The following is a 15732-nucleotide window of genomic DNA, read 5'->3' as shown; positions in this document are numbered from 1 at the left end:
GGCTCAGGCCTTCGAGATTACGGCACGTGCCCCTTCGCGGGCACACCACGCCCGGCAAACCCCCTCCAACGGCGGGCGGCCCGGCGCGGTAGTGTGCCGGGCCGCCGTGAACGCGGGGTGTCTAGGAGATTCTCACCGGATTCACCACGTCCGCGATCAGCACCAGGATCGTGAAGCAGACGAAGATCCCGGCCACCACGTACGCCACCGGCATGAGCTTGGCGACGTCGAACGGACCCGGGTCGGGGCGGCGCAGCAGCCTGGCGGTGTGGCGGCGCAGCGACTCCCACAGGGCGCCCGCGATGTGGCCGCCGTCCAGCGGCAGCAGCGGCAGCATGTTGAACAGGAACAGGGAGAGGTTGAAGCCGGCGACCAGCATGATGAACATGGTCAGCTGCTGGGTCGCCGGGATGTCCAGGGTGGCGATCTCACCGCCCACGCGGGCGGCGCCGACGACGCCCATCGGGGAGTCGGGTTCGCGTGGCCCGTCGCCGAAGGCGGCGTCCCACAGGGCCGGAATCTTGCCGGGGAGGGCGGCGAGGGAGTCGGCGGCCTCGGCGATCCGGTCGCCCATCCACGTCACGGACTCGCCGAAGTCCTGTTTGACGACGCCGGTGGCCGAGCTGAAGCCGAGGAAGCCGGCGGTGACGTACTCCCCCTCGACGATCTGCCCGCCGGCGTCCTTCTTGGCGACCTTGTTGGTGGCGATCTCCGCGTGCAGGGTCACCTCGCGGCCGTCGCGTTCGACGACGATCGCCACCTCCTTGCCCGGGTTGGCGCGGATGAGGTCGGACAGCTCGTCCCAGGTGTCGGTGCGGACGCCGTCGAAGGAGACGATCTTGTCGCGGGGCTCCAGGCCCGCGGCGGCGGCCGGGGAGGCCGGGTCGGTCTTCTGGCAGTCGTCGCGGTTCTCGGTCTGGGCGATCACGCACTGGGAGACCGAGGAGACGGTGGTGGTCTGCTGGGTGATGCCGAAGCCCATCAGGACGGTGAAGAACAGCGCCACCGCCAGGATCAGGTTCATGAACGGGCCCGCGAACATCACGATGACCCGCTTCCACGGGGCGCGGGTGTAGAACAGGCGCGTCTCGTCGCCCGGCTTCAGCTCCTCGAACGCCGCCGAGCGAGCGTCTTCGATCATGCCGCGCCACGGCGAGGTGGAGCGCGCCTCCAGCCGGCCGTCGGGGCCGGGCGGGAACATGCCGATCATGCGGATGTAACCGCCGAACGGGATGGCCTTGACGCCGTACTCGGTCTCGCCCTTCTTCCGCGACCAGAGGGTCGGGCCGAAGCCGACCATGTACTGCGGCACCCGGATGCCGAACATCTTCGCCGTGGACAGGTGGCCCAGCTCATGCCAGGCGATCGAGACGAGCAGGCCGACCGCGAAGACGACTATGCCGAGGATGAACATCAAGGTCGTCATGCACGGGCCTCCGCCGTCTGTGCCGCCAGTTCCCTGGCCCGGGCGCGCGCCCAGGTCTCCGCTTCGAGGACGTCCGCGACGGTGAGCGAGGTTCCCGCGCGCGGGGTGCCGTGCTCCTCCACGACCCGCGTGACGGTCTCCATGATCCCGAGATACGGCAGCGCGCCGGTCAGGAAGGCCGCCACGCACTCCTCGTTGGCCGCATTGAACACCGCCGGGGCGGTGCCCGCGAGCTCGCCGACGTGCCGGGCGAGGCCGACCGCGGGGAACGCCTCGTCGTCGAGCGGGAAGAACTCCCAGGTGGAGGCCCGGCTCCAGTCGAAGGCGGGCGCCGCGCCGGGGACGCGTTCGGGCCAGCCGAGGCCGATGGCGATGGGGCCGCGCATGTCGGGGGGCGTCGCCTGGGCCAGGGTCGAGCCGTCCGTGAACTCCACCATCGAGTGGACGTAGGACTGCGGGTGCACGACGACCTCGATGCGGTCGAAGGGGATGTCGTACAGCAGGTGGGCCTCGATGACCTCCAGGCCCTTGTTGACGAGGGTGGCGGAGTTGACGGTGATCACCGGGCCCATGGCCCAGGTGGGGTGGGCGAGGGCGTCCTCGACGGTGACCCGGGCGAGCTCCTGCCTGGTCCGGCCGCGGAAGGGGCCGCCGGAGGCGGTGACGACCAGCTTGCGGACGTCGGCGCGGGTGCCGGCGGCGAGGGCCTGGAAGAGGGCGGCGTGCTCGGAGTCGACCGGGATGATCTGTCCGGGCTTGGCCAGGGCCTTGACCAGCGGGCCGCCCACGATGAGCGACTCCTTGTTGGCGAGCGCGAGGGTGCGGCCCGCCTCCAGGGCGGCCAGGGTCGGGGCGAGCCCGATGGAGCCGGTGATGCCGTTGAGGACGGTGTGGCAGGCGGAGGCGGCGACCTGGGTGGCCGCCTCCGGCCCGGCGAGGATCTCGGGGAGCGGCTCGCCGGTGCCGTACCGCGCGGCGAGCGCCTCGCGCAGCGCCGGTACGACGTCCTCGCGGGCCACCGCGACGGTCCGCACGCGCAGCCGGTGCGCCTGCTCGGCGAGGAGGGCGACCCGGCCGCCGTTGGCGGACAGGCCGGTGACCCGGAACCGGCCGGGGTTGCGCAGCACGAGATCGATGGCCTGGGTGCCGATCGACCCGGTGGAGCCGAGGATCACCACGTCCTTCGGGCCGTCTCCCGCCACCGGGTCGTAGACGAGGCGGGGGTCGGCGAGGGGGGCAGGGCTGTCGCTCATGCCCCCATTGTGGCGGCTGCCGCCCTCCGGCAGGACAGCGCGTCCTCCGGCGGGCCCCCGCGCCGCGTGCCGGGGCGGGCGCCGCCCGGCCGCGGCACCGGGTGGTGTCCCGGCCGGGCGCGGCCGGCGGCCGGCCGGGCTCGTTGTGCTCCTGGGACGGTCACGCACCCTGGTCGACGGCGCCCCCCGTCTTTTTGATCACTCTGCGTACGTCCGCCGGGGGGTCCTCGCCCGGACCGGTGTCGGCGATCCACGGGCCGTCGCCCGAGGGGTCGAGGACGCCTTCCTCCAGCCAGGTGTACGTGCCCGACAGCACGCCCCGCACGACCGCGCGGTCGAGCTCGTCGGTGTTGGTCCACAGCCGGCCGAAGAGTTCCTCGACGCGGACGCGGGCCTGGCGGCAGAAGGCGTCGGCGAGCTGGTAGGCCTCGCGGCCGTGGTCGCCGCGGGAGCGCAGGAGCTCGGCGCGGACGCAGGCGGCGCTCATCGCGAACAGTTCCGCGCCGATGTCGACGATCCGGCCGAGGAAGCCCTGCTTGGTCTCCATCCGGCCCTGCCAGCGGGACATGGCGTAGAAGGTGGAGCGGGCCAGCCTGCGGGCGGTGCGCTCGACGTAGCGCAAGTGGACCGACAGGTCGGCCTCGCGCTTGAACGCGCCGTACGAGGTCGGCAGCTGCCCGGCGCCCGCGACCAGTTTCGGCAGCCACCTGGCGTAGAAGACGCCCGCGTTCGCGCCCGCCCTCGCCTTGGCGGACAGCGGCGCCTCGGGGTCGATGAGGTCGCCCGCGACCGAGAGGTGGGCGTCGACCGCCTCGCGGGCGATCAGCAGGTGCATGATCTCGGTGGAGCCCTCGAAGATCCGGTTGATGCGCAGGTCGCGCAGGATCTGCTCGGCGGGCACCGCGCGCTCGCCGCGCGCCGCGAGCGAGGCCGCCGTCTCGAAGCCGCGTCCGCCGCGGATCTGGACCAGGTGGTCGGCCATGAGCCAGGCCATCTCCGAGCCGTAGAGCTTGGCGAGGGCGGCCTCGATGCGGATGTCGTTGCGGTTCTCGTCCGCCATCTGCGAGGACAGGTCCAGGACGGCCTCCAGGGCGAAGGTCGTCGCCGCGATGAAGGCGATCTTCGAGCCGACCGCCTCGTGCAGCGCGACCGGCTTGCCCCACTGCTCGCGGGCCGCCGACCACTCGCGGGCGATCTTCAAGCACCACTTGCCGGCTCCGGCGCACATCGCGGGCAGGGAGAGGCGGCCGGTGTTCAGGGTGGTCAGGGCGATCTTCAGGCCGGCGCCCTCGGGGCCGATGCGGTGGGCGGCGGGGACCCGGACCCGGTGGAAGCGGGTGACGCCGTTCTCGATGCCGCGCAGGCCCATGAAGGCGTTGCGGTTCTCGACGGTGACCCCCTCGGCGGCGGCCTCGACGACGAAGGCGGTGATGCCGCCCGGGTGTCCCTCGGACTTCGGCACGCGGGCCATGACGACGAGCAGGTCGGCGACGACGCCGTTGGTCGTCCACAGCTTGACGCCGTCGAGGACGTAGTCGTCCCCGTCCGGGACGGCGGTGGTGGCCAGGCGGGCGGGGTCGGAGCCGACGTCGGGCTCGGTCAGCAGGAAGGCGGAGATGTCGGTGCGGGCGCAGCGCGGCAGGAACCGTTCCTTCTGCTCCTGGGTGCCGAACTGCTTCAGCGGCTGCGGGACGCCGATCGACTGGTGGGCGGAGAGCAGCGCGCCGACCGCGGGGCTGACGGAACCGACCAGGGCGAGGGCCTTGTTGTAGTAGACCTGGGTGAGGCCGAGGCCGCCGTACCTGGTGTCGATCTTCATGCCGAGGGCGCCGAGCTCCTTGAGCCCGTCGATCACCTCGTCGGGGATCCGCGCGTCGCGCTCGATCACGGCCGGGTCGATCTTCGTCTCGCAGAAGTCGCGCAGCTTGGCGAGGAACTCCTCGCCGCGCTGGACGTCCTCGTCGGCCGGGAGCGGATGGGGGTGGATCAGGTCGAGGCGGAAGCGGCCGAGGAACAGCTCCTTGGCGAAGCTGGGCTTGCGCCAGTCCTGTTCCCGGGCCGCCTCCGCCACCCGGCGGGCCTCGCGTTCGGTGACGACGGGCCGGGAGGAAGGGGTGGGTGGTGCGGACATGGGGCTCACCTCGCCGCGCGTCGGGATCATCGGAGGGGCAGGTCCGCGAGGACCTTGCGGGTCCGCCGGCCCGCCGGAGGATCACATGACGGAACTTGCGGACGTACGTCACGAGTCGGTGCTACCTGATCGTATGTACCTGATTCCGGGCGGCTCCACCAGCCTTCGCGCGGCCGTTCGGCCGAGGGACCGCCGCGCGCCGCGGGCGGCGCGCGCGCCCGCGCGGCGGGGCCCGCGAACCGGGTGACGGGAGAGATTGTCGAAGCGCTTCGACAGCCTATGGACTTCCAGACCCGCCGAAGCTACTGTCGAACCACCCTCGCCTATCCTGTCAGCCCCTGCGCATTGTCGAAGCGCTTCACACAGCTTGGAGAGCGGATGGTCACCCTCGCCGAGGTCGCCCAGCACGCCGGAGTCTCGGCGAGCACGGTGAGCTATGTCCTCAGCGGCAAGCGGTCCATCTCCGCGACCACCCGGCAGCGGGTCGAGGAGAGCATCCGGGAACTGGGCTACCACCCGAACGCCGGCGCCCGGGCCCTGGCCAGCAGCCGGTCGAACATCATCGCGCTGATGATCCCGCTGCGCACGGACATCTTCGTGCCGGTGATGATGGAGATCGCCGTCGCGGTGGCCACCACCGCGCGCACCCACGGATACGACGTGCTGCTGCTCACCGGCGAGGAGGGCCCGGACGCGGTGCGCCGCGTCACCGGCAGCGGGCTCGCCGACGCGATGATCCTGATGGACGTCCAGCTCGACGACGAACGGCTGCCCTTGCTGCGCGGCACCGACCAGCCCTCGGCACTGATCGGCCTGCCGGCCGATCCCACCGGCCTGACCTGCGTCGACCTCGACTTCCGGGCGGCCGGCGCGCTGTGCCTGGGCCATCTGGCGGCGCTGGGGCACCGTGACATCGCCGTCATCGGCGAGGCACCCGCGGTCTACGAGCGGCACACCGGCTTCGCCGAACGCACCCTCGACGGGCTGCGCGGCCGGGCGCGGGAGCTGGGGCTGCGGCTGCTGCACCGCCCGTGCGAGGGCGGGTACGACGCGATGGCCGTGACCCTCGCCCGCATCTTCGACGAGCGTCCGGGCACCACCGGGTTCGTCGTGCAGAACGAGTCGGCCGTCGAGCCGCTGCTCGCCCTGCTGCGCCAGCAGGGGCGGGCGGTGCCCGAGGACGTGTCGGTGGTCGCGATCTGCCCCGACCAGGTCGCCACCCAGGCGTCGGTACGGCTGACGTCGGTCGCCGTCCCCGCGCAGGAGATGGGCCGGCGGGCCGTGGAGCACCTGGTCGCCAAGCTGGACGGGCGCGGCGGCGACGAGGTCGTGCTGCTCGCGCCCGAACTGACGGTCCGGGCCAGCTCGGGACCCGCGCCGACCGCCCCCTGACCCGCCCGACGCCCCGCCGGACACCGCCTCGGCACCGCCCGGTCCGTCCGTCGCGCACCACCCCGTTCGCCGCTCCGCACCCCCGGTCCCCCCGGCGCCCGGTTCCGCACCGCCACCGCCGCTACCGCCTCCCACCGCACGACTCGGCCTTGCCTCTCCGGTTTCGACCGGTTCGCCGGGTTCGCACTCCGATCGTCGATTTCCGCACCGCACCCCGCCGGCCGCGCACTGCCGCACCACCTGGCCGGCACGGGTCCCGCCCGCCGGGGCACATCCCTGTCTGCACCTTCCTCAGGAGCACTCCACGTGACTTTGCCTGCCGAGAACCAGACCCAGGTCAGCCTCGCCCAGTCCTCCCCCACCGTCGGCACGTTCCGTGAGCGGGACGGCGCGCTGGAGTGGAGCGGGCGCCAGGAGACCGTACGCGTCGAGCCGTGGGGGCCGGACGCCGTCCGGGTCCGGGCCCGGCTCGGCGGACCGGTCCTCCAGGGGCTGCCGGGCGCCCTCCTCGACGACGCGCCGCCGACGGAGCACACGATCAAGATCGATGACGGGACCGGCCGGCTGACGGTCGGCGCGCTCACCGTCGTCGTCGACGCCGAGGGCCTGATCCGCTTCACCCGCACCGACGACGGCGAGGAGCTGCTGGCCGAGGAGCGCGCCCACTTCTGGTGGCCGGGCTCCCGCCTGTACACGGCCGTCGGCAACGGCCACCACCGCCTGGAGCAGCGGTTCGCCGCCTACGACGGCGAGCGGCTGTACGGCCTCGGCCAGCACCAGCACGGGCGGCTGGACCAGAAGGGCCTGGTGATCGATCTGGTGCAGCGCAACGCGGAGGTCGGCATCCCGGTGCTCACCTCCAGCCGCGGCTACACCCTGCTGTGGAACAACCCGGCGATCGGCCGGGTGGAACTGGCGCACAACGGCACCCGGTGGGTGGCCGACTCCGCCCGCCAGATCGACTACTGGATCACCGCCGGCGACCCGGCCGGCGCGCAGCGCCGCTACAGCGCGGTGACCGGCCGCACGCCGATGCTGCCCGAGTGGGCGGCGGGCTTCTGGCAGTGCAAGCTGCGCTACCGCACCCAGGACGAACTCCTCGCCGTCGCCCGGGAGTACAAGCGCCGGGGCCTGCCGATCGACGCGATCGTCTGCGACTTCTTCCACTGGACCCACCTGGGCGAGTGGAAGTTCGACCCGAAGGAGTGGCCTGACCCGGCGGCGATGGTGCGCGAGCTGGACGAGCTCGGCATCAAGTTGGTCGTCTCCGTGTGGCCGTCGGTGTCCCCGCTGAGCGAGAACCACCCGGTGATGGAGCAGCGCGGCTACTTCATCGGCACCCAGTACGGCCCGCTGGCCCACGCCGACTGGCCCGACAAGGAGGTGGCGTCCACGGTCCAGGTGGCCTTCTACGACGCCACCAACCCCGAGGCCCGCCGGTTCGTGTGGTCGCGGGTGAAGGAGAACTACCTCGACCCGTACGGCATCACGGCGTTCTGGCTGGACGCCTGCGAGCCGGAGCTGAAGCCCGGCTTCCCGGAGAACCTGCGCTACTGGGCGGGCCCGGGCCTGGAGGTCGGCAACCTGTACCCCGCCGAGAACTCCCGCACGTTCTACGAGGGGCTGCGCGAGTCCGGAGAGGACGAGGTGATCACCCTCAACCGCTCGGCCTGGGCGGGCAGCCAGCGGTACGGCGCCGCCCTGTGGTCCGGCGACATCGGCACCGACTTCGCGACCCTGCGCCGCCAGATCGCGGCCGGCCTCAACACGGCCCTGTCCGGCATCCCCTGGTGGAACACGGACATCGGTGGCTTCCACGGCGGCGACCCGGACGACCCCGCCTACCGCGAGGTGATGATCCGCTGGTTCCAGTTCGGCGCGCTGTCCCCGCTGATGCGCCTGCACGGCTTCCGCGACCCGGGCATGCCGCTGGGCCCGGAGATGACCGGCGGCCCGAACGAGGTGTGGTCCTACGGCGAGGAGGCGTACCGGATCCTCGCCTCCTATCTGCGGCTGCGGGAACGGCTGAAGCCGTATGTGCTGCGGGCCATGCGCGAGGCCCACGAGGAGGGGCTGCCGGTGATGCGGCCGCTGTTCCTGGAGTTCCCCGGCGACCGGGCGGCCTGGTCGGTGGACGACGCCTACCTCTTCGGGCGGGACCTCCTCGTCGCCCCGGTGCTGACGGCGGGCGCGACGCAGCGCACGGTCCACCTGCCCGCGGGCGCGCGCTGGACGGACGCCTGGACCGGCCGGACGTACGAGGGCGGGGCGGCCGTGACGGTCGACGCCCCGCTGGAGCGGATCCCGCTGTTCCTGCGGGACGGGGCCGCGCTGCCGATCGCGGAGTGAACGCGAGGGGGGCCGGTCCCGGGCGGGACCGGCCCCCTTGGGCGGGCGGGGTCAGCTGCTGCTGACGGTCAGGTTGTTGGTGGTGAAGTCCAGTCCGCCGGACGACGAGGTGATCTCGTAGCCGAACTGCACGTCACCGATGGTCTCGTTGCCCATCCAGCCCTTGGTGTCCTTGATCCACTTCAGGATCGGCAGGATGTTCACCGTGCCCGAGGTGGAGTCGGAGGTGCGCAGGAAGGAGAAGACCTCGTTGGCGCCGTTGTTCCCCTTGTAGACGTTCCAGGTGTGGCCGCCGAGGGTGACGCTGCCCTGGGCGGTGCCGAGCGGGCCGACGGCGCCGTTGTAGTTGACCCAGAGCATGATCTCGTAGTCGTAGTCGGTGTCCCAGATGTCGTACGACGTGTTGTACGCGCCGGCCGACGGGACGGTGACGTTGTAGCTGCTGGTGAGCGAGGCGATCGAGCCGAGCGGCTTGTTGATCACCTTCTTGGCGTTGGGGTAGGACTTGATGCCGCCGGTGTTGGGGTGGTCGGCGCGCACGCCCCAGTTGGTGCCGGAGTTGGCCCAGACGCACTGGCTGCCGGCGCCCGAGCCCCAGATGTTGTTGTAGAGGATGTAGCCGTTCAGGGTCGTGTTGCCCCACTGGTCGCAGGAGTTCCAGACGGCGGCCTGGGCGGGGGCGGAGGCGAGACCGACGGTGGCGCCGAGCGCGAGGGCCGGGGCCAGCAGGGCCTTGGCGATCCTGCGCGACATGCGTACTGCCATGGCGTCCCTTCCATGGGTGGGGGGGGAATTGCGGGGGAGTCACCGCGTCCGCAGTGTGAGGACGCGGTCCTCTCCGGCGACGAGGTCGAGCGGCTCGGCGCCGGAGGAGGTCATGAGTTCCACGCGGTGGCTGCGGGTGGGGCGCAGCACCGCGGTGGTGCCGTGCGGGTTCCAGGTGAGGTCGAGGGTGGCCCCGAACCGGGTCCGCACCCCGCGCAGCGCGCCGCTCGGGTATGCCGGGGGCGGGGCGGGCATGAGGACCAGCCGTCCGGGTGTCGACTGCACCAGCGCCTCGATCAGCACGGCGGGCAGGGTGTGCGCGGCGTCGGCGTTGTAGACGTCGCGGCGCGGGTAGTGCGCGCTCATCAGGGAAGCGTGGAAGAAGTCGCCGTCCAGCACCCGTGCGAGGGCGTGGCCGACGCGTTCGGCGTCCTGGAGGCGGGCCGCGATCAGGGCGTGGTGGAGGTGCCCGTGCGCGGAGTCGTTCTCGGCACCGCGCAGTTCCAGGGCGCGGTGGGCGGCGGCGGCGAGCGCGGGGGTGTCGTAGGGGGTGATCTCCTCCAGGGGCCACACGCCGTAGAGGTGGCTGAGGTGGCGGTGGTCGTAGGAGTCCTCCAGGCCGGGCCAGGCCCACTCGGCCAGGGCGCCGTCCTCGTTGACGCGGTGGGGCGGCAGCCGGTCGGCGAGCGCGCGCCAGCGGGCGGCGTCCGGGGTGTCCGGGTGGTAGTCGGCCGCGGTGCGCAGGGCGTGGCGGGCCGCCGAGAGGTCCATGGCCGCGTTGATCGCGCCCCAGCTCGCGTTGGCCGGCCGGTTCTCGGGCGAGTAGGAGGGGACGACGACGAGGTGGCCGTCGGCGTCGGTGCGGGTGAGGAAGTCCTCGTAGAAGCGGGCGGTCTCGGCCAGGGCGGCGGCGGTGCGCGGATCGCGGGCGCCGCGGGTCTCGTCGTGGTCGACGAGCGGTTTGAGCAGCCAGTCGGCGCCGGCGGTCCACAGGTGCAGGGGGTACTCGCGGTTGAAGTGGTAGGTGTGCCCGGACTCGCCGTCGCTGTGCGCGGGGGCGACCACGCCCCGGGCGCCGAAGACGGCGCGGGCGTTGTCGCGCCAGTCGGGAAGCTGCCGGTGGAGGTGGGCGGCGTGCGCCTCGGTCACTTCGGGGAGGGCGGCCGCCGCGGCGGAGGCGGTCTGGAGGTTGAGGTTGGCGTCGTGGGTGAAGGCGCCGGACCAGGCCGTGTCCCAGTCGCCGGTCCACAGGCCGGTGAGGCGGGGCGGGTTGAGGCCGCTGGCGGACAGCAGGTGGTAGCGGCCTGCGGCGAAGAGCCGTTCCAGCAGGGCCGCGCTGTGGGGCCGTGTGAGCAGCTCCGAGCCGGGCAGGGCGCGTTCGGCCGGGTCGGCGCCGAGGTCGAGGGTGACGCGCGCGTAGGCGGTGCGGTGCAGGGCCAGGTGCGGCCGGAGCAGGTCGTCGTAGGACTGCCCGGCCAGCAGGTCGCGCAGGGCGCGTCCTTCGGCCACCGTGTCCAGTTCGCCGGTGTGGCGGCGGACCCGGGTCAGGAGCAGGACCTCCCGGGCGCCGGTGACGCGCACGCCCGGGGGCGCCAGCGTCGTGGTGCCGCCGGTGACGGCGGCCAGGGTGACGCCGGTGTAGGCGAGGTCGCTGCCGGGGTAGCGGGCGCGCAGGGTCAGCAGGGCGCCCTCGGGGGTGAGGACGGCTCCGTGGCCGATGCCGAGCCCGGTGGGGGCGCCGGGCAGGTGCGGGTCCAGGCAGAGGTCGAGGGTGAGGTGCGGGGCGGTGACCCGCTGGACGATCACGTCGTCGGCGCGGGAGACGAAGACGCGGCTGCGCCACGCTCCGGCGGCGGCCTCGGTCTCGCCGGTGGTGAAGTCGACGCTCCGGCGGCTGCCGGTGGCGGTGGAGGGTGGCCTGCGCAGCCGGGTCTGGAAGGCGGGGTGGAAGGGCCGCACCCAGCGCAGCGGGCGGCCGTCGGTGAAGGACTCGGCGGCCGTGAGGTCCCCGGCCAGCAGGCGGTCCTGGAGGGCGGGGAGGGCGGCGGCGAGCCGGGGCGGGCGGCGGTGCGCGTCGTCGCCGTCCGGCCGGACGAGGGTGTGCTGCGTGACGATGACCCGGTCGTCGTACGGGTCGCCGAACACGAGGGCGCCGTGGTGGCCGTTGCCGCTCAGGAAGGCGTCCTCCCAGCGGGTGGCCGGGGCCGGCTCCCACGTTCCGTGCACGGGGCCGCCGGTCATGACGCGAGCACCGCCACGCCGTACCGGCCGAGGGTGACCCGGCCGGTGACGGCCTCGCCGGTCAGCAGGTCCCGGTGGGTGCCGGGCACCTGGACGGTCACCGGGTCGCGGCCGTGGTTGAGGAGGAACAGCACGTCGCCGCGGCGGGCGGCCTCCACGCCGGCCGGGAGCCCGTCGAGCACCGGGCGGACGCCCGCCTCGGCGGCGGCGCGGGTCAGCAGGGCGCGCAGCGCCTCCGGCTCGGGGAGCGTGGAGAGGTACCAGGCGCGGCCCTTGCGCAGGACGGCGGGCAGCCCGTCGAGCTCGCCGCCCCGGTAGGGCAGGGTCTCGTCGGCGGTGCCGTCGGGTTCGATCTCCTCCGACCACAGCGTGCCGCGCCAGTCGCCGCAGCCGGCGGTCTCCCCGGCCTCCAGCGGCCACCACTCGTGCAGGGTGCGGATGCCGAACAGGGCGCGCAGCCGGGCGTCCATGCCGCCGGGCCGGATGCGGTCGTCCTCGTCGGCGACGCCGGTCAGGAAGCCGCAGACGAGGGTGGCGCCGCGGCGGACGTGGGCGAGGAGGTTGGTGATCGCGGCGTCGGTGAGGAGGTAGAGCTGCGGCACGACGACGACCCGGTACCGGGACAGGTCGTGCTCGGGGTGGGCGAAGTCGGTGGGCAGGCCGGCCTCCCACAGGGCCCGGTGCCAGGCCCGCAGGATCTCCGGGTACTCCACCCGCCGGGAGGGGTGGGCCTCCTGGGTGCCGGCCCACCAGGAGTGCCAGTCGTGCAGGATCGCGACGGAGGCGTCCACGGGGCGGCCGGAGACGTGCGGGGCGATCGTGCCCAGGTCCGCGCCGAGCCGCTTGACCTCCTGGAAGGTACGGCCCTCCGCCCCCGCGTGGCCGACCATGCCGGAGTGGAACTTCTCCGCGCCCTGCCGGGACTGGCGCCACTGGAAGTAGCAGACGGCGTCCGCGCCGCGGGCCACGGCCTGCAAGGACCACAGGCGGTTCAGGCCCCGCGGCTTGGGGTGGTTCACACCGCGCCAGTTGACCGGTCCGGCCGCCTGCTCCATGAGCATCCAGGGGCCGCGGGCCTGGGAGCGGGTCATGTCCTGGACCAGCGCGCCGTGCTGGGCGCCGAGCGGGTCGCGCGGGTCGGGGTAGAGGTCGACGGAGACGACGTCCTCCTCCTCGGCCCAGCGCCAGGCGTCCTGGCCGAACCAGAGCGGCATGAAGTTGGTGGTGACCGGAAGGTGCGGGGTGTGGCGGCGGACGATGTCGCGTTCGGCGGCGTAACACTCCAGGAGCATGTCGGAGGTGAAGCGCCGGAAGTCCAGGACCTGGGCGGGGTTCTTCAGGTAATGGGCGCGGCGGGGCGGCATGACCTCCGCCCAGTCGCCGTAGCCCTGGCTCCAGAAGGCGGTGCCCCAGGCGGTGTTGAGGGCGTCCAGGGTGCCGTACCGGGCCTGGAGCCAGGCGCGGAAGCGGGCGGCGGCCTCGTCGCCGTGATCGTAGGTGCAGTACTCGTTGTTGATGTGCCACATGGTGAGGGCGGGGTGGCTCGCGTAGCGGGCGGCCAGGTCCTCGGTGATCGCGGCGGCGTGGCGGCGGTAGGTGGCGCTGGAGTGGGAGAAGTGCTGCCGGCCGCCCCACCACTCGGTGCGGCCGTCCTCGTCGCGGGGCAGGGTGTCCGGGTGGAGGCGGCCGAGCCACGGCGGGGGCGAGGCGGTGGGGGTGGCGAGGACGACGCCGATGCCGTTGCCGTGCATCAGGTCCATCAGGCGGTCCAGCCAGCCGAAGTTCCGCTCGCCGGGGCGCGGTTCCAGCGTCGACCAGGAGAAGACGCCGAGGGTCACGGAGTTGACGCCGGCGTCCTTCATCAGCCGGACGTCCTCGTGCCAGGTCTCCTCGGGCCACTGCTCGGGGTTGTAGTCGCCGCCGTAGAGAAGGCGGCCGCGGGTCGCGTCGCTGAGGTTCGGCATCAGACCGGCTCCCCGTACTGGATGCCGCGCCCGTTGGTGGCGAGGTAGACCCGGCCGTGGACGCGGGGGTCACCGGTGATCGTCTCGCCGGTCCAGCCCCACTGGTGGGCGTCGTCGTTGATCCGTACCCAGGTCTTCGCCTCGTCGTCGGAGCGGTGGACGGCGGTGAGGCCGGGCCGCACGGAGCCGACCTGGTAGAGCGCCGGGTAGTCCGCGCCGTCGGCGGCCTTGCCGAAGCCGAGGGTGTGACAGGCCCGGCAGCTGGTGACCTTGCGGAAGACGGCGCCGCCGTCCGTGGAGCGGTACAGCCCGTTCTCCTTGGCGCTCAGCCACAGGTCGCCGGACCGGCCCGGCGCCGCGACCAGCTCGAACTGGCTGTCCCCGGCGGGCAGGCCGCCGGCGCGGGCGGCGAAGGTACGGCCGCCGTCGGTGCTGGCGTACAGCGTTCCCGTGTCGGTGTCGTAGGCGTAGAAGCACGCCGGGTCGGCCGGGTCGGCGACCGGTGTGGCGCCCTTCGGGAAGGAGGGGATCTCGGTCCAGGTGGTGCCGTTGTCCGCCGAGCGGTGGGCCGGGTGCCTGGTGCCGTCCCAGTGCACGAAGGACCACAGCAGCACGCCGCCGTCGGCGCCCGCGGCGATCGGTCCCGGCGCGTCCTTGGCGAGGGGCGGCTGGGCCGCGAAGGGCGCCCAGGTTCGGCCGCCGTCGGTGGAGTAGGCGCCGTTGCCGTGGTCGCCCCAGCCCGCCCGGACGACGTAGGCCGGCCTGCGCGCCGCCTGCGCGAGTCCCGTCGCCGACCCGGAGACGGGGTTGGTCGCCATGCCGCGCGAGGGCGAGGCGGTGAGCCGCTCGTGGTACATCACGCCGATGTCCCGCGAGCCGCTGAGCAGGTGCGCCGCTCCGGTGGGCGGTGAGATCAGCTGGGTCACGGACGTCTCCTCCAGGCCGCGGATCTCCGGGGCCCAGCGGGTGAGGTCCCGGGTGCCGTAGAGGGTGGCGCCGGTGCCGTAGACGATGTGCCGGGAGTCGTACGGGTCGACGGCCAGGGCCTGGATCCACCAGCCGAACTTGGGCCGGTCCTCGCCCCACCTGAGATACGGCGTCTCGGAGACGTCGAAGACGGCGGATTCCTTCAGGGACGTCCAGCTCCGGCCGCCGTCGGTGGTGCGGTACAGGGTGTCGACCGCGGCCCAGCGGTTGTTGGTGGAGACGACGACGGTGCCGGGGCGGCGGGCGTCGGCGGCGACACCGCCGTAGCCGAAGGTGTCGGCGGATCCGTCGGGCCTCGCGGGCGTGACGTCGGTCCACGTGCCGGTGCCGGTGGCCAGCTTGTGCACGCTGCCGTCGGTCTGTCCGTTGGGGCCGGGCGCGTCGGCGTACGTCACGTACAGCTCGCGGGTGTGGCGGTCGTACGCGGCCCGGATCGGGACCTTGGCGGCGGCGCCGCCCGGCTGCCCGGGAACGGGGTGCCAGGTGGTGCCGTCGGTGGTGCGGAAGAGGTTCGGCGCGGTGCCGCCGCCGTCGCCCCAGCCGGCGTAGACGGCGCGGCCGGCCGCGACGAGGAGGGTGACGCCCTGGCCGGTGGCGGTGGGGGCGGGCGGGAAGCCGGTCGCCGGGCCCCAGCTCGCGCCCCGGTCGGTGGACTTGAGCAGCCCGTCGTGGCGGGTGCCCAGCCACAGGGTGTCGCTGTCGCGCGGGTCGACCAGCAGGCGCTCGCCGGTGCCCCGGCCGTCCTCGTTGGCGCCGAGCTTGACGGTGAGGTCGGTGCGCTGCCAGGTGGCGCCGCGGTCCGCCGAGCGCAGGATCGCGCCGTTGCCGGCCCAGGGCTGGGCATAGGTGCCGAGGGCCAGGTACAGCCGGTCCGGGTGGGCGGGGTCGACGGCCATCGCCTCGACGCCGAGGAGGTTCCAGTCGTCCCAGCCGAGGTGGTCCAGGAGCGGGACCCAGCGGGCGGCGCGGCGGTCCCAGCGGTAGGCGCCGCCGATGTCGGTGCGGGCGTAGGCGAGGCCGCGGACGGCGGGGTGGAAGAGGACGCCGGTGACGAAGCCGGTGCCGCCGATGACGACGTTGCGCCAGCGGTAGGCGGTGGCCCCGCTCGCGCCTTCGGCGGCCCGTGCGTGCCCGGGGGACAGCGGGACGGCGGTGAGCGCGGCGGTCGCCGCGGTCCCGGCGAGAACGGCACGGCGGCTCAGGCGGGACGCGTGCATGACATAC

At 73.5% G+C, this 15732-nt stretch carries 9 protein-coding genes; 2 read left to right on the top strand and 7 right to left on the bottom strand.

The features are described from left to right. Positions 1–121: 121 nt before the first annotated feature. The 3 genes from AB0L74_RS09845 to AB0L74_RS09835 form a co-directional block, all read right to left on the bottom strand. Positions 122–1414, bottom strand: coding sequence for a site-2 protease family protein (locus AB0L74_RS09845; protein ID WP_365648190.1), 1293 nt, complete (start codon positions 1412–1414; stop codon positions 122–124). An 8-nt stretch (positions 1415–1422) separates the two neighbouring features. Beyond that, complete coding sequence (gene dxr / locus AB0L74_RS09840) at positions 1423–2679, bottom strand: 1-deoxy-D-xylulose-5-phosphate reductoisomerase (RefSeq protein ID WP_365648018.1); 1257 nt, start codon at positions 2677–2679, stop codon at positions 1423–1425. 160 nt (positions 2680–2839) lie between these two features. Then, complete coding sequence (locus tag AB0L74_RS09835; RefSeq protein ID WP_365648015.1) at positions 2840–4810, bottom strand: acyl-CoA dehydrogenase family protein; 1971 nt, start codon at positions 4808–4810, stop codon at positions 2840–2842. A gap of 378 nt (positions 4811–5188) precedes the next feature. Between AB0L74_RS09835 and AB0L74_RS09830 the strand changes: the two genes are divergently transcribed. Beyond that, complete coding sequence (locus AB0L74_RS09830) at positions 5189–6202, top strand: LacI family DNA-binding transcriptional regulator (protein ID WP_365648012.1); 1014 nt, start codon at positions 5189–5191, stop codon at positions 6200–6202. A 306-nt stretch (positions 6203–6508) separates the two neighbouring features. Continuing rightward, on the top strand, positions 6509–8551 hold the full coding sequence (locus AB0L74_RS09825) for a glycoside hydrolase family 31 protein (RefSeq protein ID WP_365648009.1): 2043 nt from the start codon (positions 6509–6511) through the stop codon (positions 8549–8551). Between the two features lie 51 nt (positions 8552–8602). Here the strand turns inward: AB0L74_RS09825 and AB0L74_RS09820 are convergent, their stop codons facing one another. The 4 genes from AB0L74_RS09820 to AB0L74_RS09805 are packed head-to-tail and all read right to left on the bottom strand — an operon-like array spanning position 8603 to position 15725. Continuing rightward, a complete protein-coding gene (locus AB0L74_RS09820; protein ID WP_365648006.1) occupies positions 8603–9316 on the bottom strand; it encodes a hypothetical protein in 714 nt (237 codons plus the stop codon). 39 nt (positions 9317–9355) lie between these two features. Next, positions 9356–11557 (bottom strand): glycoside hydrolase N-terminal domain-containing protein, encoded by a 2202-nt coding sequence (locus AB0L74_RS09815; protein WP_365648004.1) that lies wholly within the window; start codon positions 11555–11557, stop codon positions 9356–9358. Further along, positions 11554–13521 carry a beta-galactosidase gene (locus AB0L74_RS09810; RefSeq protein ID WP_365648001.1) on the bottom strand — a complete coding sequence of 656 codons (1968 nt, stop codon included), beginning with the start codon at positions 13519–13521 and terminating at the stop codon, positions 11554–11556. The genes AB0L74_RS09815 and AB0L74_RS09810 overlap by 4 nt, the downstream gene beginning before the upstream one ends. Next, positions 13521–15725: a 1,4-beta-glucanase gene (locus tag AB0L74_RS09805; protein ID WP_365647998.1), complete on the bottom strand. Its 2205-nt coding sequence runs from the start codon at positions 15723–15725 to the stop codon at positions 13521–13523. Before AB0L74_RS09805 ends, AB0L74_RS09810 begins: the two co-directional genes overlap by 1 nt. Positions 15726–15732: the final 7 nt, after the last annotated feature.

Origin of the sequence: Streptomyces sp. NPDC052020 (assembly GCF_040680575.1) — a bacterium.
Lineage (GTDB): Bacteria > Actinomycetota > Actinomycetes > Streptomycetales > Streptomycetaceae > Streptomyces.
Note: the sequence above shows the minus strand (reverse complement) of the source record. Positions and strands in the feature narration are given on the sequence as shown.

Excerpts from the sequence above, each read along its gene's own strand:
- AB0L74_RS09810 (WP_365648001.1), bottom strand. The coding sequence starts at position 13,521 with ATGCCGAACCTCAGCGACGCGACCCGCGGCCGCCTTCTCTACGGCGGC.
- AB0L74_RS09830 (WP_365648012.1), top strand. The coding sequence starts at position 5,189 with ATGGTCACCCTCGCCGAGGTCGCCCAGCACGCCGGAGTCTCGGCGAGC.
- AB0L74_RS09820 (WP_365648006.1), bottom strand. The coding sequence starts at position 9,316 with ATGGCAGTACGCATGTCGCGCAGGATCGCCAAGGCCCTGCTGGCCCCG.
- AB0L74_RS09845 (WP_365648190.1), bottom strand. The coding sequence starts at position 1,414 with ATGTTCATCCTCGGCATAGTCGTCTTCGCGGTCGGCCTGCTCGTCTCG.
- AB0L74_RS09805 (WP_365647998.1), bottom strand. The coding sequence starts at position 15,725 with ATGCACGCGTCCCGCCTGAGCCGCCGTGCCGTTCTCGCCGGGACCGCG.
- AB0L74_RS09815 (WP_365648004.1), bottom strand. The coding sequence starts at position 11,557 with ATGACCGGCGGCCCCGTGCACGGAACGTGGGAGCCGGCCCCGGCCACC.
- dxr (WP_365648018.1), bottom strand. The coding sequence starts at position 2,679 with ATGAGCGACAGCCCTGCCCCCCTCGCCGACCCCCGCCTCGTCTACGAC.
- AB0L74_RS09835 (WP_365648015.1), bottom strand. The coding sequence starts at position 4,810 with ATGTCCGCACCACCCACCCCTTCCTCCCGGCCCGTCGTCACCGAACGC.